At 69.6% G+C, this 20729-nt stretch carries 19 protein-coding genes; 10 read left to right on the top strand and 9 right to left on the bottom strand.

The features are described 5' to 3' along the window. Positions 1-1923: a PRD domain-containing protein gene (locus CQ045_RS15385; RefSeq protein WP_105725272.1), complete on the bottom strand. Its 1923-nt coding sequence runs from the start codon at positions 1921-1923 to the stop codon at positions 1-3. A 168-nt stretch (positions 1924-2091) separates the two neighbouring features. Here CQ045_RS15385 and CQ045_RS15380 point away from each other — a divergent pair, with 168 nt between their 5' ends. The 10 genes from CQ045_RS15380 (at position 2092) to CQ045_RS15335 (ending at position 11632) form a co-directional block, all read left to right on the top strand. Next, positions 2092-2409 carry a PTS sugar transporter subunit IIB gene (locus CQ045_RS15380; protein WP_105725270.1) on the top strand — a complete coding sequence of 106 codons (318 nt, stop codon included), beginning with the start codon at positions 2092-2094 and terminating at the stop codon, positions 2407-2409. Beyond that, positions 2406-2687, top strand: a complete 282-nt coding sequence (locus CQ045_RS15375) for an HPr family phosphocarrier protein (protein WP_105725268.1) — start codon at positions 2406-2408, stop codon at positions 2685-2687. The genes CQ045_RS15380 and CQ045_RS15375 overlap by 4 nt, the downstream gene beginning before the upstream one ends. Then, positions 2684-4369, top strand: coding sequence for a phosphoenolpyruvate--protein phosphotransferase (gene ptsP, locus CQ045_RS15370; RefSeq protein ID WP_105725266.1), 1686 nt, complete (start codon positions 2684-2686; stop codon positions 4367-4369). The genes CQ045_RS15375 and ptsP overlap by 4 nt, the downstream gene beginning before the upstream one ends. Then, positions 4366-6000 carry a PTS mannitol transporter subunit IICB gene (locus CQ045_RS15365; RefSeq protein ID WP_105725264.1) on the top strand — a complete coding sequence of 545 codons (1635 nt, stop codon included), beginning with the start codon at positions 4366-4368 and terminating at the stop codon, positions 5998-6000. The genes ptsP and CQ045_RS15365 overlap by 4 nt, the downstream gene beginning before the upstream one ends. Continuing rightward, on the top strand, positions 5997-6431 hold the full coding sequence (locus CQ045_RS15360) for a PTS sugar transporter subunit IIA (protein WP_105725262.1): 435 nt from the start codon (positions 5997-5999) through the stop codon (positions 6429-6431). The genes CQ045_RS15365 and CQ045_RS15360 overlap by 4 nt, the downstream gene beginning before the upstream one ends. Continuing rightward, positions 6428-7585: a mannitol-1-phosphate 5-dehydrogenase gene (locus tag CQ045_RS15355; RefSeq protein ID WP_105725260.1), complete on the top strand. Its 1158-nt coding sequence runs from the start codon at positions 6428-6430 to the stop codon at positions 7583-7585. Before CQ045_RS15360 ends, CQ045_RS15355 begins: the two co-directional genes overlap by 4 nt. A gap of 86 nt (positions 7586-7671) precedes the next feature. Further along, entirely contained in the window at positions 7672-8964 is a 1293-nt protein-coding gene (locus tag CQ045_RS15350; protein ID WP_105725258.1) for an NAD(P)/FAD-dependent oxidoreductase, read from the top strand. Beyond that, positions 8961-9911, top strand: coding sequence for a bile acid:sodium symporter family protein (locus tag CQ045_RS15345; protein ID WP_105725256.1), 951 nt, complete (start codon positions 8961-8963; stop codon positions 9909-9911). Before CQ045_RS15350 ends, CQ045_RS15345 begins: the two co-directional genes overlap by 4 nt. After that, entirely contained in the window at positions 9911-10876 is a 966-nt protein-coding gene (locus CQ045_RS15340; protein WP_105725254.1) for an SDR family oxidoreductase, read from the top strand. Before CQ045_RS15345 ends, CQ045_RS15340 begins: the two co-directional genes overlap by 1 nt. 9 nt (positions 10877-10885) lie before the next feature. After that, a complete protein-coding gene (locus CQ045_RS15335; protein WP_105725252.1) occupies positions 10886-11632 on the top strand; it encodes an alpha/beta hydrolase in 747 nt (248 codons plus the stop codon). Positions 11633-11635: 3 nt separating this feature from the next. Here the strand turns inward: CQ045_RS15335 and CQ045_RS15330 are convergent, their stop codons facing one another. The 8 genes from CQ045_RS15330 to CQ045_RS15295 are packed head-to-tail and all read right to left on the bottom strand — an operon-like array spanning position 11636 to position 20677. Further along, complete coding sequence (locus CQ045_RS15330; RefSeq protein ID WP_105725250.1) at positions 11636-12508, bottom strand: carbohydrate kinase family protein; 873 nt, start codon at positions 12506-12508, stop codon at positions 11636-11638. 27 nt (positions 12509-12535) lie between these two features. Further along, entirely contained in the window at positions 12536-13612 is a 1077-nt protein-coding gene (locus CQ045_RS15325; RefSeq protein WP_258131092.1) for a polysaccharide deacetylase family protein, read from the bottom strand. Between the two features lie 50 nt (positions 13613-13662). Further along, positions 13663-14778 carry an adenosine deaminase gene (locus tag CQ045_RS15320; RefSeq protein WP_105725246.1) on the bottom strand — a complete coding sequence of 372 codons (1116 nt, stop codon included), beginning with the start codon at positions 14776-14778 and terminating at the stop codon, positions 13663-13665. Between the two features lie 49 nt (positions 14779-14827). Beyond that, positions 14828-16141 (bottom strand): thymidine phosphorylase, encoded by a 1314-nt coding sequence (locus CQ045_RS15315; protein WP_181156595.1) that lies wholly within the window; start codon positions 16139-16141, stop codon positions 14828-14830. Beyond that, positions 16138-16536 carry a cytidine deaminase gene (locus CQ045_RS15310; protein WP_029262551.1) on the bottom strand — a complete coding sequence of 133 codons (399 nt, stop codon included), beginning with the start codon at positions 16534-16536 and terminating at the stop codon, positions 16138-16140. The genes CQ045_RS15315 and CQ045_RS15310 overlap by 4 nt, the downstream gene beginning before the upstream one ends. Positions 16537-16563: 27 nt before the next feature. Beyond that, positions 16564-17850, bottom strand: a complete 1287-nt coding sequence (locus tag CQ045_RS15305) for an ABC transporter permease (RefSeq protein ID WP_105725244.1) — start codon at positions 17848-17850, stop codon at positions 16564-16566. Further along, on the bottom strand, positions 17847-19166 hold the full coding sequence (locus CQ045_RS15300) for an ABC transporter permease (protein WP_105725242.1): 1320 nt from the start codon (positions 19164-19166) through the stop codon (positions 17847-17849). Before CQ045_RS15300 ends, CQ045_RS15305 begins: the two co-directional genes overlap by 4 nt. Further along, positions 19163-20677 (bottom strand): ABC transporter ATP-binding protein, encoded by a 1515-nt coding sequence (locus CQ045_RS15295; RefSeq protein WP_105725240.1) that lies wholly within the window; start codon positions 20675-20677, stop codon positions 19163-19165. The genes CQ045_RS15300 and CQ045_RS15295 overlap by 4 nt, the downstream gene beginning before the upstream one ends. Positions 20678-20729: the final 52 nt, after the last annotated feature.

Below are 20729 nucleotides of genomic sequence, written 5' to 3'. Positions count from 1 at the left end.
TCAACCGTCGATCACGGCCACGAGCTCATCCAGGAACGCCTCGAAGCTCGTCCCCCGGCGAACGATCCGCTGCACGCTCTCCCGCTCGCTGAAGACCTCGACGAGCTGCTCGAAGACGGTCTGGAATGCGGCTCGGTCGCCTTCGCTGAAGGCGGCGAGCGCGACGACCTGCACTCGGCCGCCGCCCCAGGCGGCCGAGCCGTCGGTGACCCCGATCGCGATCGCGGTGCGGGTGGCGGTCATCTGCAGTGCGTGCGGGACGGCCAGCGCATCCGTGAACGCGGTCGACGACATCCGCTCGCGCACGATGGTGTTGTCGATGTAGTCCTCTCCGATCAGGCCTGCCTCCACCAGGAGCCCGCCCAGACGGCGGATGATCGCCTCCTCCCCTTCGTCGGGGAGCGGGAACACGTACGCGTCGGGGTGGAAGTAGCGCGCGAGCTCGCCGCGGAGCCGGGTGAGTCGACGTCCCCTCCGCAGACGCGCGGCCGCCTGCTGGATGCGGTCGACGTCGGCGTCGGTCAGGAACGGCTGGATGCGCACGAAGCGGTCGCCCGACGACCCGGGCTCGATCGTGCTGAGGACCAGATCGGTGTCGAAGGACGCCCAGTCGGGGTCGACGTTCGTGACGACGCTCGTGACCTCGATCGCCGCGCCGAGTGAGCGGTCGACGCTGGAGCGGAGCAGTTCGTGCAGCTCGTAGTAGCCGGGGCAGACGATCGTCGCCGTGAGGATCGACTCGGCCTTCCTGCTGCGCTCGAGGCGGCCGCCGACGTGCATCGCGATGTAGGCGATCTCGTCGTCGTGGATCGGCGTGCCCACCCGATCGTGCAGGCCGCTGGCGATGGACACCGCGACTTCGAAGATCATCGGGTAGGTCGTCTTGAGCGAGCGCGTGAGCGGATTGCGCGTCAGCGCGCTCTCCTCGGCCCGCCGCAGCAGATTCTGCACGTGCAGCGCCAGCCGGAGCACGAAGGTCTCGTCGATCAGGTCGACCTGGTAGTCGTCGGCGGCTCGCGCGATCTCCGCGCGCACGGCCGCCTCCACCTCGGGATCGACACCGCTGCGGGCGACCTCGCGCGTGGCGTCCTCCCCCGGGGCGACGATGCGGGTGAGGACCAGGGATGCGAGGTGCCCGCTGTCGCCCTCGCCGAGAACCACGGAGAAGTGCTCCGCGGCCAGGCGGGCGATGACGGCCCCGACCCGCGGGATCTCCTCGCGCGTCCCGACGGGAGAGGACTCCAGCGCGTGGCCGGCGGCGACCCGCTCGGCGGCGATCGCGATGTGCAGCAGCACATCGGCGATCGCGAGTTCGTTCACGTAGTAGCCGAGTTCGCCCAGTTCGCGTACCAGAGAGGACTTGAACGGCCCCACCGCACTGGCGGCGACGGCGGAGCCCGACAGCGCGCGCCGGAAGGTCTCGGGGTGGAATGACGCGTCATCCATCTCGTCGTGGGCGAGCCTGCTGAGGAGGCGGCGCTGCGCCGCCTCGTTGCCGCGCAGACGCACGTTCTCCCTGTCCCGCTCCAGCACCAGATCAGTGCCGTCCAGCAGACTCCGCACGCGCACCAGGTCCGCTTCGAGCGTCGCCTCACTGACGTGCAGTTCGTCGGCGGTATCGAACACGTCTATGCCTGTCGGTTCATCGAGCAGCAGCCGCACCAGCGTGTGCAGGCGGTCGCGGGGTGCCGACTCGCCCGTCTGACGCATACGGAGAGCGCCTCGAGCTCCGTGGCCTGCTCGATAGCCGGCGGGACCCGACTCGATCACCGCGGCCCCCGGGGTGCGGGCGTTCAATGCGGCGACATACGAGCGGATGCTGCGGGGCGTCACCCCCAGCAGGTCGGCGAGGCTCCCGGCCGTCGCCCATCCTTCCTGACGCAGCAGGACGGCGAGGAGCTGGTCCTGGCGCTGGCGCGACATGATCCCTCCGACTTCCCGCGTGCTGACCGCACTGTCTCGACGTGGTCTCCATGATGTCAGGTAGCCGATGACCTCGGGCGAAGACCGGCGTTCCGCGGGGGCGGAAAGGAACGTGTTGGCGCGAGGGTGGCCCGCGTTCCCAGACTGTTCTCAGGAAGGGTGGCATCGATGAGGATCCTCGTGGTGTGCGGCGCCGGTGCGTCGAGCACGTTCGTCGCACAGCGACTCCGCTCCGCCGCCGCGGCCGCCGGTCTCGACTGGGACGCGACGGCCGGCATGGAGAGCTCGGTCGCGGGCGGCGCCCACGACCTCATCCTCGTCGGCCCCCACCTGAGCGACCGGCTGGAAGCCATCCGCGGCAGCGTGAGCGCGCCGGTCGCCGTGCTCCCGGACGACGTCTTCGCCGATCGGGACGGCTCGCGCACACTCGTCCTCGCCCGATCGATCCTCGCCGACGCCGGCGACACCCCGAAAGGAACACCATGACCGCCACCCGCACCGTCCGGATCGGCTCCTCCCACGGGCTGCACGCCCGCCCCGCGAAGCTCTTCGCACAGGCGGCGAAGGACTCCGGCATCGCCGTCACGATCGCGAAGGATTCCGGCAAGCCCGTCAACGCCGCGAGCATACTCGGTGTCATCTCCCTGGCGATCGAGTACGGCGACTACGTGACCCTCACGGCCGACGGCGACGGCGCGGAGGGCGTGCTCGACACGCTCACCGAGCTGCTCACCACCGACCATGACCAGGACGCCGCCGGATGAGCGAGCTGCGCGGGGTGGGGATCGGTCTCGGGGTCGCCCAGGGGCCTATCATCCGCATGGCCGAGGCGCTGCCCGCGCCGGAGAACTCGCCGAGTACCGCGGGGGTGGACGCCGAGCGCGCGCGGGTCCGCGACGCGATCGCGACCGTGGCCCGAGAGCTGAACGAGCGGGGCGAGGCGGCGGGCGGATCAGCACGGGAGGTTCTCGAGGCTCAGGCGATGATCGCCGAGGATCCCACGCTGCAGGACGAGGTCGACACCCGGATCGACGCCGGCGCGACGGCCGAGTGGGCCGTGCACGACGCGTTCGCCGGTTTCCGGGCCACTCTCGAAGCCGTCGGAGGCTACCTCGGAGAACGGGCGGCGGACCTCGACGACATCGCCCAGCGGGTCCTGGCGCGCCTCCGCGGCGTCGACGCCCCCGGGGTCCCCAGCCCCGGACACCCCTTCGTGCTGGTCGCCCGGGACCTCGCCCCCGCGGACACCGCACTCCTCGACCTCGACCAGGTGCTCGCCCTGATCACGACCGATGGCGGTCCCACCTCCCACACCGCGATCCTCGCGAGGGAGAAGGGCATCGTCGCGATCGTCGGCGTCGCCGACGGCGCTTTACTCACCACCGGCGAGACCGTGATCGTCGATGCGGCGAGCGGTGTCGTCACCCGCGAGCCGACGGAAGACCAGAAGTCCCGAGCCGCCGAGCGCGCGGCCGCCCGCCAGTCAGCCGACAGCGCTCCGCTGACTCCCGGCGCCCTCGCCGACGGCACGCCCGTGTCGCTGCTCGCGAATCTGGGAAAGCCCGCAGACGCCGCCGATGCGGTCGCTCGGGGGGCCGAGGGCGTCGGGCTGTTCCGCACGGAGTTCCTGTTCCTCTCCTCGGCACAGGCGCCGACGATCGCCCAGCAGCGCGAGTCCTATCGCGAACTGCTGGCGGCGTTCCCCGGCAAGAAGGTGGTGGTGCGGATGCTGGATGCCGGCGCCGACAAGCCGCTCGCATTCCTCAACGATGCGCACGAGGAGAACCCCGCGCTCGGGCTCAGGGGCCTTCGCGCACTGCGCGCCAGCGAGGACATCCTCCGTGAGCAGCTCACCGCACTCGCCGAGGCGGATGCCGCGACCGGGGCCGACCTCTGGGTGATGGCACCGATGGTGGCCACGGTCGAGGAGACCGTGTACTTCACCGGCCTCGCCCGCGAGTACGGACTGAAGACCGCCGGCGTCATGGTCGAGATCCCTGCCAGCGCACTGCTCGCCGACCGTGTGCTCGCTCACGCCGACTTCGCTTCGATCGGCACCAACGATCTCACGCAGTACACGATGGCCGCTGACCGCATGCTCGGCTCCGTCGCCGGCTTCCAGGACCCCTGGCATCCGGCGGTGCTGCGGCTCGTGCGCGAGGTCGGCGACGCGGGCGCACGCCTGGGCAAACCGGTCGGCATCTGCGGCGAAGCAGCCGCCGATCCGCTGCTCGCCGTCGTGCTCGTGGGGCTCGGCGCCACCAGCCTCTCGATGGCGCCGTCGGCGTTGGCCGATGTGCGACGCACCCTCTCCGAACGCACCCTGTCCGAGGCGCGGAGCCTCGCCGAAGCCGCCCTGGCCGCTGACGATGCCTCCTCCGCCCGAACCGCCGTGGCGACGCTCGCCGCGGAACTCCCCCTCCACAAGAAAGAGACGACATCATGACGACGACGTCACCTGCCGCCACCCGACCCGGCGGCCTCCGCGTAGGAGTGCAGCGCTTCGGCACATTCCTCTCCGGCATGATCATGCCGAACATCGCAGCCTTCATCGCCTGGGGCTTCATCACGATGCTGTTCATCCCCAAGGGGTTCTTCGGCGCCGAGAGCCCGTTCAAGTGGCACTGGGCCGGTGTGGCCGAGATCATCGGCGGCGGCGGAGACTCGGCCGTCATCGGCTGGCAGGGCGCCATGACCGCGGTGGCCGAGGGCGACAGCGGCAACATCCTCGCCTACGTCGGCCTGGTCGGTCCGATGGTGACCTATCTGCTGCCACTGCTGATCGCCAACACCGCCGGCCGCATGGTCTACGGCGAGCGCGGCGGCGTGGTGGCCACGATCGCCACCGTCGGCGTGATCGTCGGCACCAACATCCCGATGTTCCTGGGCGCCATGATCATGGGTCCGATCGCCGCGTGGATCATGAAGAAGGTCGACGGCATCTGGGACGGGAAGATCCGCCCCGGCTTCGAGATGCTGGTCAACAACTTCTCTGCCGGAATCCTGGGCATGCTCCTCGCGATCGTCGGATTCTTCGCCTTCGGTCCGGTCATGCTCGGTATCAGCGCCGCACTCGGTGCCGCCGTCGACTGGCTCGTCGCCCTGCAGCTGCTGCCGCTCGTATCGATCATCGTCGAGCCGGCGAAGGTGCTGTTCCTGAACAACGCCATCAACCACGGCGTCTTCACCCCGCTCGGCATCGAGCAGGCGGCGGAGACCGGCAAGTCGATCCTGTTCCTCATCGAAGCCAACCCCGGCCCCGGCCTCGGTCTGCTCCTCGCCTTCAGCTTCTTCGGCGTCGGAGCGGCGAAGGGCTCCGCGCCGGGTGCGGCCATCATCCAGTTCTTCGGCGGCATCCACGAGATCTACTTCCCGTACGCGCTGAGCAAGCCCACCACGATCCTCGCCCTCATCGCGGGTGGTGCGGCCGGCGTCACGACGAACATGCTCCTGAACGGCGGTCTGGCCTTCCCGGCGGCTCCCGGCAGCATCATCGCAGTGACCTTCGCCGCCCTCGGCGCCGGCGTCGGCAACCTGCTGGTCGTGTACCTCTCGGTCATCATCGCCGCCACGGTCACCTTCCTCATCACCGGAGTGATCCTGCGGGCTTCGCGCAAGCGCGATCTCGAGGCCGAGGGTGACACATTCGGCGCCGCGATCGCCCAGACCGAGGCGAACAAGGGCAAGTCGTCCGCCGCGATGGACGCGCTGCGCACCTCGACGGGCTCCGCCGCTCCGGAGTCCGCAGCCGTCGCGAACACGACCGCCGTGGCCACAGGGCCTATCGAGCGGATCGTGTTCGCGTGCGACGCCGGCATGGGCTCGTCCGCCATGGGCGCCAGCGTGCTGCGCAACAAGCTCAAGAAGGCCGGCATCGAGGACATCACGGTCACCAACCAGGCCATCGCGAACCTCGACGGGACCGCCGACGTGGTGATCACGCAGCAGCAGCTCACCGAGCGCGCCACCGCCAAGTCGCCGAACTCGGTCCACGTGTCTGTCGACAACTTCATGAACTCGCCCAAGTACGAAGAGGTCGTCGAGATGGTGCGTGCACAGCGAAAGGAAAACGAATGAGCGTTCTCACCCCCGAACAGGTCCGCATCCACTCCGGAGGGGCTTCGCGGGACGAAGCCCTCCAGGAGGCGACCGACATCCTGGTCGCCGCCGGAGCCGTGACCCCGGCCTACGTCGACGCGATGCGACAGCGCGAGGAGACGGTCTCGACCTTCATGGGCAACGGACTGGCGATCCCGCACGGCACGAACGATGCGAAGGACGCCATCCTCGCCTCGGCCCTGTCGGTCGTCCGCTACGACGGCGGCGTCGACTGGTCCGGGGACCCTGCGACCTTCGTGATCGGCATCGCGGGCGTCGGTGACGAGCACCTGGAGATCCTCTCCCGCATCGCGATCCTGTTCTCGGAGGAGGACGATGTCGCGCGGCTCTCGGCGGCGAAGACCCCGGAAGAGCTCTACTCCCTCCTGTCGGAGGTGAACGAGGGATGAAGGCGGTCCACTTCGGAGCCGGCAACATCGGGCGCGGGTTCGTCGGTCTGCTGCTGCGCGAGGGCGGCTACGAGGTCGTGTTCTCCGACGTCGCCGATGCCCTGGTCGATGCGATCAATGCGGTCGACTCGTACACCGTGCACGAAGCCGGCCCCGGAGGGACCGATCACGTCGTCACCGGCTTCCGGGCCGTCAATAGCCGCACCGATCCCGCAGCCGTGGCCGACGAGGTCGCAACGGCCGATGTGGTCACGACCGCGGTCGGCCCGACCGTGCTGCGGTTCGTGGCGCCGTCGATCGTGGCCGGACTCGCCCTCCGCTCTCCCGATGTCGCGCCGCTTCAGGTGATGGCCTGCGAGAACGCGATCGGCGCCACGGATCTGCTCCGCCAGGAGATCACGACCGCGGCAGGGGCGGATGCCGAGACGCTGCTCGCCCGCGCGGTCTTCGCGAACACGGCCGTGGATCGCATCGTGCCGGCGCAGCCCGCAGACGGCGGCGTCGACGTCACGGTCGAGCCGTACTTCGAGTGGGCGATCGAGTCGGGTCCGTTCGGCGAGGAGCTGCCGACGATCCCCGGCGCGCATTTCGTCGCCGATCTGGCTCCGTACATCGAGCGCAAGCTCTTCACGGTGAACACCGGGCACGCCGCCACCGCGTACTTCGGCGCCCGCGCGGGGATCGAACGGATCTCGGACGCCCTGGCCGACCCCGCCATCGCGGCGAACGTGTCTGCGGCACTGGAGGAGACCTCGGCCGTTCTGGTCGCGGAGCACGGGCTCGATCCGGCCGACCTCGCGGCGTACCGCGCGACGATCCTCGAGCGGTTCCGCAATCCCGCGCTCGTCGACACGGTGCAGCGGGTCGGACGCCAGCCGCTGCGCAAGATCTCGCGGCACGAGCGTTTCGTGGGTCCCGCCGCGATGGCCGCGGAGCGCGGCCTGCCGACCGCGGCGCTGGTGGCGGCCGTGTCCGCAGCACTCGAGTTCGACGATCCCGCAGACGAGCAGTCGGTCGAACTGCAGGAGCTGCTGCGCACGGAGGAACCGGCCGCGTTCACCTCCCGGACCACGGGCCTCGACCCCGAGCATCCGCTGTTCCCGCAGATCCGAGAGGCCGTCGCGGCGCGTCAGCAGCACCTCGGGGCCGCCTGACCCCGCGGATCTCGACGCCCCCGCCCACCCGTTACGATCGGTGGGCGGGGGCGTTTTTTCGAGCACACTGACGTGCGGGGAGCAGCATGAACAGATACGCCGTGATCGGCGCGGGTCCATCGGGGTTGGCCGCGGCACGCGCGCTGCAGAAGCGCGGAATCGCGGTGGACGGCTATGAGGCCTCGCACGGCGTCGGCGGCCTCTGGGACATCACCAATCCCCGCAGCACGATGTACGAGTCCGCGCACCTGATCTCCTCGCGCACCACGACGGAGTTCGCCGAGTTCCCGATGCGGTCGCGCGTCGACTACCCCGGCCACCGGGTGCTGCGGGAGTACTTCGAGGACTACGCCGACCACTTCGGGCTGACGGCGCTGTTCCGGTTCGACACGAAGGTCACGCGTCTCGAGCCGAGAGACGGCGGCTGGGATCTGACGAGCCTCGGCCCGGACGGCGAGCAGACCCGCTGGTACGCGGGGGTCGTGCTCGCGAACGGGACCCTCGCCGAGCCGAACGTGCCGACGTTCCGCGGGGAGTTCACGGGCGAGCTGATGCACACCAGCGCCTACACGTCGCCCGAGCAGCTCCGCGGCAAACGAGTGCTGCTGATCGGCGCGGGCAACTCCGGCTGCGACATCGCCGTGGATGCCGTGCATCACGCCGTCTCCGTCGACATGAGCGTCCGCCGCGGCTACTACTTCGTGCCCCGCTACCTGTTCGGCAAGCCCAGCGACACGCTCAATCAGGGTCGCCCGCTGCCGCCGCGGATCAAGCAGGCGGTCGACAGCCGCGTCCTGCGGGCGTTCACCGGCGACCCCGTGCGGTTCGGTTTTCCGAAGCCGGACTACCGCATCTACGAATCGCACCCGATCGTGAACACGCTGATCCTGAACCACCTCGGACAGGGCGATCTGCGCATTCGGGCGGACATCGACCGTTTCGACGGGACCACGGTGCGCTTCCGCGACGGCAGCGCGGACGACTACGACCTGGTGCTGCTCGCGACCGGCTACACGCTGGACTATCCGTTCGTCGACCGGGAGCACCTGCACTGGCAGGGAGCCTCGCCCCGCCTGTTCCTCAATCTGTTCCCGGCGTCGTTCAACGGGCTGTACGTGATGGGGATGATCGAGGCTTCGGGCATCGGCTGGCAGGGCCGCTACGAGCAGGCCGACCTCCTCGCGACCTACCTCGACGCGGTCGAGAACGACCCGGCGCGCGCCGCGCGCTTCCGCGAGCGGGTCACCGGCACCGCCTGGCCGGATCTGACCGGCGGCTACCACTACCTCGGTCTCGACCGGATGGCCTACTACGTCAACAAGGATGCCTACCGGGGTGCGGTCCGGCAGGAGAAGCACGCGCTGGAGGCGTCGGCATGAACGTCGACGACGTCGTCCTCTCGTTCACCCCCGGCACGCTCACGATCCTCAACGTCGTGCTCGGCCTCATAATGTTCGGCATCGCGCTCGACACCTCGCCGAGCGACTTCCGGGTCGTGGCGAAGCACCCGAAGCCGTTCGTGATCGCGATCCTCGCGCAGCTTCTCCTGCTGCCGATCGCGACGTTCCTGCTGACGCTGGTGCTCCCCGTGCCGCCGTCGATGGCGCTGGGGATGCTGCTCGTCGCCTGCTGCCCGCCCGGGAACATCTCGCAGGTGCTCACGCATCGCGCGGGCGGCAACGTCGCCCTGTCGGTCTCGCTCACCGCCGTCGGCAACCTGATCTACATCTTCGCCCTGCCCCTGAGCATCACGTTCTGGGGGTCGCTGCACCCGACGGCGCGCACGCTGCTGCGTGACATCGCCGTCGATCCGTGGCGGATGCTGCTGGAGATCCTGCTCATCGTCGGGCTGCCCTTCGTCCTCGGCCTGCTGCTCCGCGCCAAGGCGCCCACGTTCAGCGCACGCGTGCAGCCGTTCGTGAAGTGGTTCAGCCTGATCGCGCTCCTCGGATTCATCATCGCCGCGCTCGTCGGCAACTGGGCCGTGTTCGTCCAGGTGCTCGGCATCATCCTCCTCGTCGTCGCGGTGCACGACGCGGTGGCACTCGCACTGGGCTACGGCACGGCCGTCGTGGGGGGTCTCGGCACCCGCGAGCGGAAGGCGATGACCTTCGAGGTCGGCATCCGCAACGCCGGCCTCGGGCTGGGCCTGGTCTTCCTGTTCTTCGACGGGCTGGGCGGCATGGCCGTCGTCGCGGGCTGGTGGGGCATCTGGGACATCATCGCCGGGCTCGTCCTGGCCGGGCTCTGGGCGCGCCACACCCGAAGGCGCACCGGCTCGGCCAGCGGGGACGCCAGCGGACGCACGAGCGTCGAGGCCGCCTGATGCGGCGCGTGCTCATCACGGGCGGAAGCGGCTTCCTCGGCTCGCACGTGGCCGCCGCCCTCGTCGCGAGAGAGGACGTCGACACGGTCGTCGCCGCCGATCTGCGCGCCGGGGACCCCTCCGCCGGCGTGATCGTCGCCCCCGTGGACGTGACGGATGCCGCGGCGATCGCGCCCCTCCTCCGTCAGCACCGCATCGACACGGTCGTGCATCTCGCCGCGATCGTCAACCCCGGCCGTGACGTCGAGCAGGAGTACCGGGTCGACGTGGTCGGCTCCGCGAACGTCCTCGCCGCGTGTGCGGAGACCGGCGTCCACCGCATCGTGGTCTCGAGTTCCGGAGCGGCCTACGGCTACCACGCCGACAACCCGGACTGGATCGACGAGGCGCAATCGCTGCGGGGCAACGATGCCTTCCCCTACGCACGTCACAAGCGCCTCGTCGAGGAGATGCTCGCCGAGTACCGCGTGACTCATCCGGCGCTGGAGCAGGTCGTCTTCCGTATCGGCACGATCCTCGGTCCGACCGTGCGGAACCAGATCACCGCGCTCTGGGATGGGAAGCGGATCCTCCGCATCGCCGGATCCGAGTCCCCCTTCGTCTTCATCTGGGTGGACGATGTCGCGGCCGCGATGGTGCGGGCGGCGACCGATGGTCCTCCCGGGATCTTCAACGTCGCGGGAGACGGCCGCATGACCGTGGCCGAGACCGCGGCCCGTCTCGGCAAGCCTGCGCTGGTCGTCCCGGCCTGGGCGCTGTCGGCGGCGCTGCGGATCGGGCGGATGCTGCGTCTGACCGAGCACGGACCGGAGAAGGTCCCGTTCCTGCGGTACCGGCCGGTGCTGGCGAACGGGCGGCTGAAAGACGACTTCGGCTACGAGCCGGCCCGCACGACGCGCGAGGCTTTCGAGGAGTACCTCCGCACGCACCCCGAGGTCGTCCGCGAGGAGCGCGCCGCGGAGTAGCGTTGACCCGTGCAGAAGAAGCGTGGCCGCCGGGTGTGGAGAGGGATCCTCTGGGGTCTCGTCGTGGTCGTGGTCCTCGCCGTCGGCGGCGTCCTCGCGTGGAGCCAGATCGGCGTGATGGCCGCGGAACCCGAACCGCTCGCGGCCGTGCGGGAGAACCCGGCGATCACGGTCACCGATGCCGAACAGGGCATCGTCCTCGCCCCGGCCGACGGTGAATCCGATCTCGGACTGGTCTTCATCCCCGGAGCGAAGGTCGACCCGTGGGCATACGCCGCCATCCTGCAGGGGCTCGCCGAAGACGGGGTCACGGTCGTGATCACCCGTCCCTGGCTGAATCTCGCGTTCTTCGACCCGCGCGGGCTCGACGCCTTCACCTCGGCGGCCCCGGACGTCGACGTCTGGGGCGTGGGCGGGCACTCACTGGGCGGGGTGCGCGCGTGCCAGCTCGCGGAGGACGCGGACGCACTCGTGCTGTTCGCCTCGTACTGCGCGAACGACCTCTCCGCGAGCGGCCTCCCGGTCCTCAGCCTGTCCGGCAGCGAGGACGGTCTCTCGACGCCCGAGAAGATCGCCGACACGCGGGATCTCCTGCCCGCGGACGCCGAGATGGTCGAGATCGAAGGCGCATCGCACGCCTCGTTCGGCGACTACGGCCCCCAGGCGGGCGACGGTACGCCGACCATCTCCCCGGAAGACATGCACGACGAGGTGACGGACCTCGCCGGAGGCTTCCTGGAGCCCCTCGCTCCCTGAGGCTCAGGGAGCCGCAGGATACGCCGGCAGGACCGCGTCGAGGAGCGGATGCAGATGCCGCGTGCGCAGGACCGACGCGGCCGCCCGAGCCCCCGCGTCGAGAGCAGCCGGCACGTCGGCACCGTCGAGTCGCGCGTCGAGCACGCCTGCGAGGAAGGCGTCGCCCGCGCCGTTCGTGTCGAGCACCTCGACCGGAACCGCTGCCACGCGATGCTCATCGCCCGCGGCATCCAGGGCCACGGCTCCGTCGGCGCCCAGCGTGCACACGGCGAGATCCGCCCCGGCGGCGACCCGCGAGCGGAGGAAGGCCAGCGGGTCATCGAGCCGGTCGGCATTGCAGAACACCGCGTCCGCTGCGTCCAGGAACGGGCGGTGATAGTCCGCCTCGCCGTCGTAGTCGTGCACGTCCACCCAGATCGGTCGGCCGCTCCCCCGCGCGAGCGGCAGCAGCCGCAGGGGTTCCGCCGCGAGATCGAGCACGATCGCATCGGCATCCGCCATCTCCGCGCGCACCCATTCGTCGTCCGCACCGGCAGTGGCCTGCGGAGTGGACAGGTACAGCGATACGCGTCCTCCCGCGCGGGTCATCAGGTTCAGATGCCGCTCGGTGACGCCGTCCGCCCAGCGAACCGGGATCCCGGCGGCGTGCAGCGCCTCGCGCACCCGCCTTCCGTGCTCGTCCTGCCCGGCGATCGCGTACAGCTGCGCGGAGCGGCCGAGGGCCGTCAGATTGAGCGCCTTGCCGGCGCTGGTGCCGCCGATCGTCTCCCAGCTCTCCTCGGCGAACTGCATGTGCGGCACGGGCTCCGGCAGGCGGTCGAGGACGACGATCGTGTTCCACGACGCGGGACCGGCGATGAAGACGGAGGCGGACATGCGACCATCCTGCCGTCTCAGCGGCGCTCAGCCGATGCGCGACACCAGGGCGTCCAGGCCCATGCCGTAATCGATGCGGACCACGGGGAGCGCGAGCTTGTCCGTGCCGATCTCCACGTACCCGGGCTCGATGGTTCGGGCCATCTCGAATCCCGCCTGCGCGACGCCCTGCTTCGCGGTGTCGTTGTAGTGCCCGAACGGATAGGCCATGACCTCGCGCGCGCCCAGGGTGTCCCCGGAGGTGTTGAGGTCGGCCGCGATCTCGTCCGCGGTCCAGTTCACCATCCGCCCTTCGCCGTTCTCCCCCGACTGGTGCATGTCGTGGGTGTGCGAGCGGCGCAGCACATAGATCGAGGGCGGGGGGTCCGTGCGGTATGCGGTGATCATGAACGACGTCGTGAGCAGCTTGTAATTGTCCACGACCGGCACCGCGAGGTCGAACCAGGTCTGATCGGCATCGTCGTCGGTGATGATCACGCTCCGCGCAGGAAGCGAGAGCCGGCCGTCGATGAACGCGCTCAGCTCGTCCCAGGTCGGGAGGTAGAACCCCGTCGTCGCGATGTGGTTCATCTGGGCGTCGAAGTCGCCGATGTACGCGTAGTTGCCGCGCAGCCAGCCCTTCTCACCGTCCGGGTTCGCGGTGAACTGGTGGTACATCAGGATCGGAACCCGAACACCCTCGGCGGCGTTCTGCTCCGGGGTCTTCCAGGCGGCGAAGAGCTCGATCTGCTGATCGGCGCAGACGACCGGATCAGCCCCGTTCACGCGCGTCTCCACCGTGAGAGCGGCAGCGTCGGCGGCCGTGGGGTACCAGCCGGCGAACACCTTCCCCTCCGCCGCCGGGATCGGCAGTGCGACATAGAGGCCGTTCTGCCACTGGAGCTGCGGATCGGCGGGAACGCCCTCTCCCGAGAACGAGACCGCGCACGCCAGCGGGTTGTCCGCGTCGGCGAGCAGCTGCTCCGCAGGCGTCAGCGGTTTCGGCGGGGGCGTCTCCTCCGCACGAGGCGTCTCCGTCTCGGCGGGCGCCGAGGCGGCCGCATCCCGATTGAGCAGGACGAATGCCGCGGCTCCGCCGCCGACGAGCAGGACGGCCGCGGACACGATGATGATGATTGCGGTGCGCCGACGCCGCTTCCCCCCGGAAGCCATGGTCAGGCGTCGAATCCCTCGGCGATGATCTCCACGAGCTCCTCGCGCTCCTCGACGGGGAGGAAGGCGGCGGCAGCGGCGTTGAACTGGAAGGTCTCGAGATCGTCGAGGTCGTACTCGAAGGCCTCGACGAGCAATGCGAGCTCGCGCGTGAGCGAGGTCGCGCTCATCGTACGGTTGTCGACGTTCACGGTCACCGCGAACCCGAGCTGGTACAGCAGGTCGAACGGATGGTCGGCCAACGTGTTGCCCCACGCGGCGATCGCGCCGGTCTGCAGGTTCGACGACGGCGACAGCTCGAGCGGGATCTCACGGTCCCGCACCCAGCGCGCGAGGTCGCCGAACTGCACCTGCACCTCGTCGCCCTCCTGCGTGACGACCTGGAGGTCTTCGGCGATGCGCACGCCGTGGCCGAGGCGCAGCGCACGTCCGTCCAGGAGTGCGGACCGGATCGAGGCGGGACCTGCCGCCTCGCCCGCGTGCACGGTGACCGGGAAGAAGTTCTCGGCGAGGTAGTCGAAGGCCGCGCGGTGGTTCGAGGGCGGGAAGCCGTCCTCGGGACCGGCGATGTCGAAACCGACGGCGCCGCGTCCGCGGAAGTCGACGGCGAGCTCCGCGATCTCGAGCGCGCGGTCGGTGTGCCGCATCGCCGTGATCAGCTGACCGACACGGATGCTGCGTCCGCTGCGGTCCGCGGCATCCTCGCCCTCCTCGATCCCCTGCTGCACCGCCTCGACGGTCTGCTCGAGGGTGAGGCCACGGGCCAGATGCTGCTCGGGAGCCCAGCGCACCTCGCCGTAGATGACGCCGTCTGCCGCGAGGTCCTGGACGAACTCGCGCGCGACGCGTGTCAGCCCTTCCTGGGTCTGCATCACGGCGGTCGTGAGATCGAACGTCTTGAGGTACTCGACCAGCGAGCCGGAGTCGCTCTGCTTCGCGAACCACGTGCCGAGGGCTGCGGCGTCCGTCTCCGGGACCTCGAGGCCGATGGCGTCTGCGAGCTCGATGATCGTGGCCGGGCGCAGTGCGCCGTCGAGGTGGTCGTGCAGCGACACCTTCGGCAGGCTCCGGAGGGAGACGCCCTGAAGGGTGACGTCGCCGTTCGCATCGATCGACATGGTGGTCCTCTCGGTCGCGGGGTGCTCAGTTCAGGCTAGTGGTCGCGCGTCAGGCCGTGATGCGCTCGCGCACGATCGGACCGGTGGCCGGAGCCTCGTCGCCGATCTCCCATGAGCCCTCGAGCGCGTCGAGCGCCCGGGCGAACCGTGCGTCATCCGCGGCGGACAGCGTGAAGAGCGGCTGACCGGCGACGACACGATCGCCCGGCTTGGCGTGCAGATCGATGCCGGCCTCGAAGATCACCGGGTCCTGAGCCCGGGCGCGTCCGGCACCGAGACGCCAGGCGGCGACCCCGAACGGGAGCGCATCCATCCGGGTGACGACGCCGTCGGCAGGCGCCAAGACCTGGTGGGTCTCGCGGGCCGTCGGCAGGGCGGCATCCGGATCGCCGTCCTGGGCGCGGATCATCGCCTTCCAGGTGTCCATCGCGCGGCCATCGTCGAGGGCGGCCTCCACGTCGGCGTCGGACTGACCGGCGAGGGCGAGCATCTCCCGGGCCAGGGCGATCGTCAGCTCACGTACGTCGGAAGGTCCACCGCCGGCGAGGATCTCGACCGACTCGCGGACCTCGTTGGCGTTGCCGATCGCGAGTCCGAGCGGAACGTTCATGTCGGTCAGGAGCGCGGTCGTCGCGACCCCCGAGTCCGTGCCGAGAGCGACCATGGTGCGGGCCAGCTCGCGAGCGCGATCGATGTCCTGCATGAAGGCGCCGGAGCCGAACTTCACGTCGAGCACGAGCGCGTCCGTGCCCTCGGCGATCTTCTTCGACATGATGCTCGAGGCGATCAGCGGGATCGCCTCCACGGTGCCGGTCACATCGCGGAGCGCGTAGAGCTTCTTGTCGGCGGGAGCGAGGCCGGAGCCCGCAGCGCAGATGACCGCGCCCACATCGCCCTGCATCTGCGCGAACATCTCCTCGTTGCTGAGGGCCGCGCGCCAGCCAGGGATCGACTCGAGCTTGTCGAGGGTGCCGCCGGTGTGGCCGAGTCCGCGCCCGCTCAGCTGCGGCACCGCCACCCCGAACGAGGCGACGAGCGGGGCCAGCGGCAGGGTGATCTTGTCGCCGACGCCGCCGGTCGAGTGCTTGTCGACCGTGCGCTTTCCGAGGGAGGCGAAGCTCATCCGCTCCCCCGACGCGATCATCGCGTCGGTCAGCACGCGGATCTCATCGCGCTCCATGCCGCGCTGGAAGATCGCCATCGCGAACGACGCCATCTGCGCGTCGGAGACATAGCCCCGGGTGTAGGCGTCGACCATCCAGCGCAGCGCCGCCTCGGGGACGACGCCGCCGTCGCGCTTGGCGCGGATCACATCCACCGCGTCGAACGGTTCGATGGCTCCCAGAGCCTGTCCAGCGGTCATCGTGCTTCCTCCAGGTCGCGCGGCCCGAACGCGTCGGGCAGCACCTCGTCGATCGTGCGGATGCCGGAAACGGTCTCCAGCAGCATCCCGGGCATCGCATGCTCGAACAGCAGCTGACGGCAGCGGCCGCACGGCATGATCGTCTGCCCGTCGTTGTTCACGCACACGAAGGCGACGAGCTGGCCGCCGCCCGACATGTGCAGGTCTCCGACCAGAGCGCACTCCGCACAGAGGGTCACGCCGTACGACGCGTTCTCGACGTTGCAGCCGGCCACGATGCGGCCGTCTCCGACGAGGGCGGCCGCTCCCACGCGGTAGCGCGAGTACGGCGCATACGCCTTCGTCATGGCGTCCGTGGCGACCTGGCGCAGCTCATCCCAGTCGATGTCCGTCATTGCGTTGTATCCCTCTTCCGGTCAGGACTATGACTTGATGTACGGCTTGCCGTCCGCGGCAGGTGCCTTGATCTGCCCGGCGAACCCGGCCACCGCGAGCAGCGTGACGACGTACGGCAGCATCAGCATGAACTCGCCCGGGATGGGCGTCTTCAGGATCGACAGCAGGTTCTGCAGGTTGGTGGCGAACCCGAACAGCAACGCCGCGAGCGTCGCGCGGATCGGGTCCCAGCGACCGAAGATCACGGCCGCGAGGGCGATGAAGCCGAGGCCGGCGGTCATGTCCTTGCCGAACTGCGGCACCGAGACGAGCGTGAAGTACGCGCCTCCCATACCGGCGATCGCGCCGGCCAGCAGCACGTTCCAGAACCGCGTCGGGTTCACCTTGATGCCCACCGTGTCCGCCGCCTGCGGGTGCTCACCCACGGCGCGCAGCCGCAGACCCCACCGGGTGCGGTACAGACCCCACGCCACGACGGCGACGGTGATGAACATCAGATACCCGATGAACGTCTGGTTGAAGAGCACCGGCCCGATGATCGGGATGTCGCTCAGCAGCGGGATCTCGACACGCGGGAAGCGCACCGGGGTGTTCAGCGTCGCCTCATTGGGCGCGAGCAGCGCACCGTAGAGGAATCCGGTGAGACCGGTGACGAGGACGTTGAGCACGACACCGACGATGACCTGCTCGACGAGGTACTTGATCGCGAAGGCGGCGAGCACGCTGGCCACCAGGACGCCGCCGACCATCGCACCGAACAGTCCGACGAAGGCGTTGCCCGTGATGCTGGAGAGCAGCGCCGCGGAGAAGGCGCCGAGCAGCAGCTGACCCTCGATCGCGACGTTCACCACGCCGGCCCGTTCGCCGATGACACCGCCCAGTGCGCCGAACACCAGCGGCACCGACAGCGAGACCGCGCCGAACAGCAGGCTCGTGACCGGGACGAGACCGCCGGCGGACGCCCAGACGAGGAACGCGAACACCGCGAGCACGCTGTAAGCGACGATCAGCCAGAGCGAGGGCGTGCGATAGGTCCAGGCCCGGAGGAAGGCTCCGACGGTCAGGACCACCAGGATGCCGAGCACGACCCAGAACGTCGAGGCCGTCGGCAGGGAGACGTCCGGCAGCGCGAGCGCCGAGGACTGGTCGGAGAGGCGGAAGGTGCTGACGCCCGCGCGCGGCACGAGCAGGAACAGCAGCGCCAGGAGCACGGTGGCTCCGGCGAGCACGATCGGCGCCTTGAGATGCCGCTCCTTCACGGTCGCGAGCTGCACCGTGCCGTCGGCGGCCTCGGTCTGCACGAGAGACGTCATGCCATCACCGCCTTCTTCGCGGCCTTGGCTCTGGCCTTGGCGGCCTTCTCCGCATCGGTCTTCGGGAGGAAGAACACCGCACGCAGCAGAGGCGGTGCGGCGATGAACAGCACGACCAGCGACTGCACGACGAGCACGATGTCGACGGGGATGTCCTGGGCCTGCATCGAGAACGATCCCGCCTTCAGCGCGCCGAACAGGATGCCGGCGGCGAACGTGCCCCAGGCGCGGCTGCGCCCGAGGAGGGCGACGGTGATCGCGTCGAAGCCGATGCCGGCGTCGATGGTCTCGGTGACGCCCGTCGTGACCGCGCCCTGGATCTGGTTCATGCCGGCGAGTCCGGCCAGGCCTCCCGCGAAGAGCATCGCGTACACGTAGATGCGCTGCACGCTGATGCCGGCGGCGCGTGCCGCGTGCGGGTTCTCGCCCACCGCGCGCATCCGCATGCCGAGGGACGAGCGCTCGATCAGCCACCAGACGAACAGCGTCGCCACGATCACGATCACGAATCCGAGGTCGAGCAGCGGGAACTGCGGTCCGAGCAGCGTCGGGAACTGCGCGCTCTCCGGTGTCGCCGAGCCGAGTGCCTGGTTGGTGCCCGGCTTCTGCAGCAGGCCCGGCGTGCGGATCATCCACAGCAGCAGGTAATAGGCGATGTAGTTGAGCATGATCGTGAGGATCACCTCGTGCGCGCCGGTGCGGGCCTTGATGAGTCCCGCGATGGCGCCCCAGAGCGCACCGCCCGCGATGCCGGCCACCAGCGTGACCGGGATGTGCAGCCAGATCGGCAGGTCGAGCGAGAACGTCAGCAGGGCCGCGACCGCGACGCCGATGAGCATCTGGCCGCGCGCGCCGATGTTGAACAGTCCGACGCGGAACGCCAGCGCGACGCCGAGGCCGGCTGCGATCAGCGGAGCGGCGAAGCCGAGGGTGTTCGTCAGCGGACGGATCTGCGCGGCGAAGTCCGCACCTCGCGCGTTGAAGATCGCCCCGCGGAACAGCGCCTCGTACCCGTTGTACACGGAGTTCCAGACGGCGACGAACGTGTCGCCGGGCTGGGCGAAGAAGTAGCCGGATGCCGCCTGCACGTCTTCGTTGGTCAGGGCGATGAGGATCCCGCCGACGATCAGGGCCAGCACGATCGCGAGGATCGTCGTGACCGCGTTGCCGCGGAGGATCTCCTTGAGGATGACGTTGCCGCGCGGGGGCGGGGGCACGTCGGACGGGTCGCGCGGGACCGTGCCGGTGCTCGTCGCGAGCTCCTGGGGCGGGATTCCCTTGGTCACATCTCCTGCGCCGGGCGTCGCTCCGCTCACGCGGCCACCTCCCCTTCGGCCGCTCCGGCCATCATGAGTCCGAGCGTCTCCCGAGGCGTGTCACCGGGGACGATGCCGACGATCGTTCCGCGATACATGACCGCGATCCGATCGGCGAGAGCTGCGACCTCGTCGAGCTCCGTGGAGACGACGATCACGGGGATGCCCGCGTCGCGCGTCTCGATGATCCGCTTGTGGATGAACTCGATCGAGCCGACATCCACACCGCGTGTCGGCTGCGCGGCCACGAGCAGCCGCAGGTCGCGGCTCATCTCGCGTGCGATGACGACCTTCTGCTGGTTTCCGCCGGAGAGGGTTCCCGCCGGCGTCTCCGGACCTTGGGTGCGGATGTCGTACTCGCGGATGCGCTCGCGCGCGAAGTCGTCGAGTGCCGAACGGCGCAGCGTCCCCGCGCGGCTGAAGGCGGGATCGTCGGAACGATCGAGGATGAGGTTCTCCGCCACCGAGAAGCCGGCGACCAGGCCGTCCTCCGTGCGGTCCTCCGGCACGAATCCGACTCCGGCGTCGAGGATGGCACGCACGCTCCTGCCGACGAGCTCGTTGCCGTCGAGAGTGATGGTTCCTTCCACGCGAGCCGCGAGTCCGACGATGGCCTCCACCAGCTCGGTCTGGCCGTTGCCCTGGACTCCGGCGACCGCGAGCACCTCGCCGGGCCGCACCTCGAAGTCGATGCCGTCGACGACGATCGCCCCCGTGGCGGTCAGCACGCGCAGGTTCCTCACCTCGAGGCCGCCTTCGCCGACGCGGGGCGGATCCTTGTGCACGGTGAGTTCGACGGCCCGGCCGACCATGAGAGAGGCCAGCTCGGCGTTCGTCGCGGTCGGGGAGGCTTCGCCGACGACGCGGCCCAGGCGGACGATCGTGATCTTGTCGGCGACCTCGCGGACCTCGCGCAGCTTGTGGGTGATGAAGACGATCGCGGTGCCCTCGTCGCGCAGCTGGCGCATGATGCCCATCAGCTCGTCCGTCTCCTGAGGAGTGAGGACGGCGGTGGGCTCATCGAAGACGAGCACCTTCGCGTCGCGTGAGAGCGCCTTGATGATCTCGACGCGCTGCTGCACGCCGACGGGGAGGTCGCCGACGAGCGCATCCGGGTCGATGTCGAAGCCGAAGCGGGCCGCGACCGAACGCACGTGCTCTCGCGCCTTCGCGATGTCGAGCGTGCCCAGAGCCTTGGTCTGCTCGTGTCCGAGCATGACGTTCTCGGCCACGGTGAACACCGGGACGAGCATGAAGTGCTGGTGGACCATGCCGATCCCCGCAGCCATCGCGTCACCGGGACCGCGGAAGTGCTGCACCTCGTCATCGAGGAGGATCTCTCCCTCATCGGCCTGATACAGGCCGTAGAGGACGTTCATGAGGGTGGATTTGCCTGCGCCGTTCTCACCGAGCAGCGCGTGGATCTCACCGGGTTGGACCACAAGATCGATGTGATCGTTGGCAACGAGGCTGCCGAACCGTTTGGTGATGCCGCGAAGTTCGAGCTTCATATCTGCACCTTATCCAGAAGTGTCATCCAGGAGAATCATCGTCCGTCCACGG

It is taken from the genome of Microbacterium sp. MYb66 (genome assembly GCF_002979435.1).
Classification (GTDB): Bacteria; Actinomycetota; Actinomycetes; order Actinomycetales; family Microbacteriaceae; genus Microbacterium.
Note: the sequence above shows the minus strand (reverse complement) of the source record. Positions and strands in the feature narration are given on the sequence as shown.

What these genes read in the sequence shown, in the direction of transcription:
- CQ045_RS15385 (WP_105725272.1), bottom strand. Translation starts at nt 1,923, where the DNA reads ATGTCGCGCCAGCGCCAGGACCAGCTCCTCGCCGTCCTGCTGCGTCAG.
- CQ045_RS15380 (WP_105725270.1), top strand. Translation starts at nt 2,092, where the DNA reads ATGAGGATCCTCGTGGTGTGCGGCGCCGGTGCGTCGAGCACGTTCGTC.
- CQ045_RS15375 (WP_105725268.1), top strand. Translation starts at nt 2,406, where the DNA reads ATGACCGCCACCCGCACCGTCCGGATCGGCTCCTCCCACGGGCTGCAC.
- ptsP (WP_105725266.1), top strand. Translation starts at nt 2,684, where the DNA reads ATGAGCGAGCTGCGCGGGGTGGGGATCGGTCTCGGGGTCGCCCAGGGG.
- CQ045_RS15365 (WP_105725264.1), top strand. Translation starts at nt 4,366, where the DNA reads ATGACGACGACGTCACCTGCCGCCACCCGACCCGGCGGCCTCCGCGTA.
- CQ045_RS15360 (WP_105725262.1), top strand. Translation starts at nt 5,997, where the DNA reads ATGAGCGTTCTCACCCCCGAACAGGTCCGCATCCACTCCGGAGGGGCT.
- CQ045_RS15355 (WP_105725260.1), top strand. Translation starts at nt 6,428, where the DNA reads ATGAAGGCGGTCCACTTCGGAGCCGGCAACATCGGGCGCGGGTTCGTC.
- CQ045_RS15350 (WP_105725258.1), top strand. Translation starts at nt 7,672, where the DNA reads ATGAACAGATACGCCGTGATCGGCGCGGGTCCATCGGGGTTGGCCGCG.
- CQ045_RS15345 (WP_105725256.1), top strand. Translation starts at nt 8,961, where the DNA reads ATGAACGTCGACGACGTCGTCCTCTCGTTCACCCCCGGCACGCTCACG.
- CQ045_RS15340 (WP_105725254.1), top strand. Translation starts at nt 9,911, where the DNA reads ATGCGGCGCGTGCTCATCACGGGCGGAAGCGGCTTCCTCGGCTCGCAC.
- CQ045_RS15330 (WP_105725250.1), bottom strand. Translation starts at nt 12,508, where the DNA reads ATGTCCGCCTCCGTCTTCATCGCCGGTCCCGCGTCGTGGAACACGATC.
- CQ045_RS15320 (WP_105725246.1), bottom strand. Translation starts at nt 14,778, where the DNA reads ATGTCGATCGATGCGAACGGCGACGTCACCCTTCAGGGCGTCTCCCTC.
- CQ045_RS15315 (WP_181156595.1), bottom strand. Translation starts at nt 16,141, where the DNA reads ATGACCGCTGGACAGGCTCTGGGAGCCATCGAACCGTTCGACGCGGTG.
- CQ045_RS15310 (WP_029262551.1), bottom strand. Translation starts at nt 16,536, where the DNA reads ATGACGGACATCGACTGGGATGAGCTGCGCCAGGTCGCCACGGACGCC.
- CQ045_RS15305 (WP_105725244.1), bottom strand. Translation starts at nt 17,850, where the DNA reads ATGACGTCTCTCGTGCAGACCGAGGCCGCCGACGGCACGGTGCAGCTC.
- CQ045_RS15295 (WP_105725240.1), bottom strand. Translation starts at nt 20,677, where the DNA reads ATGAAGCTCGAACTTCGCGGCATCACCAAACGGTTCGGCAGCCTCGTT.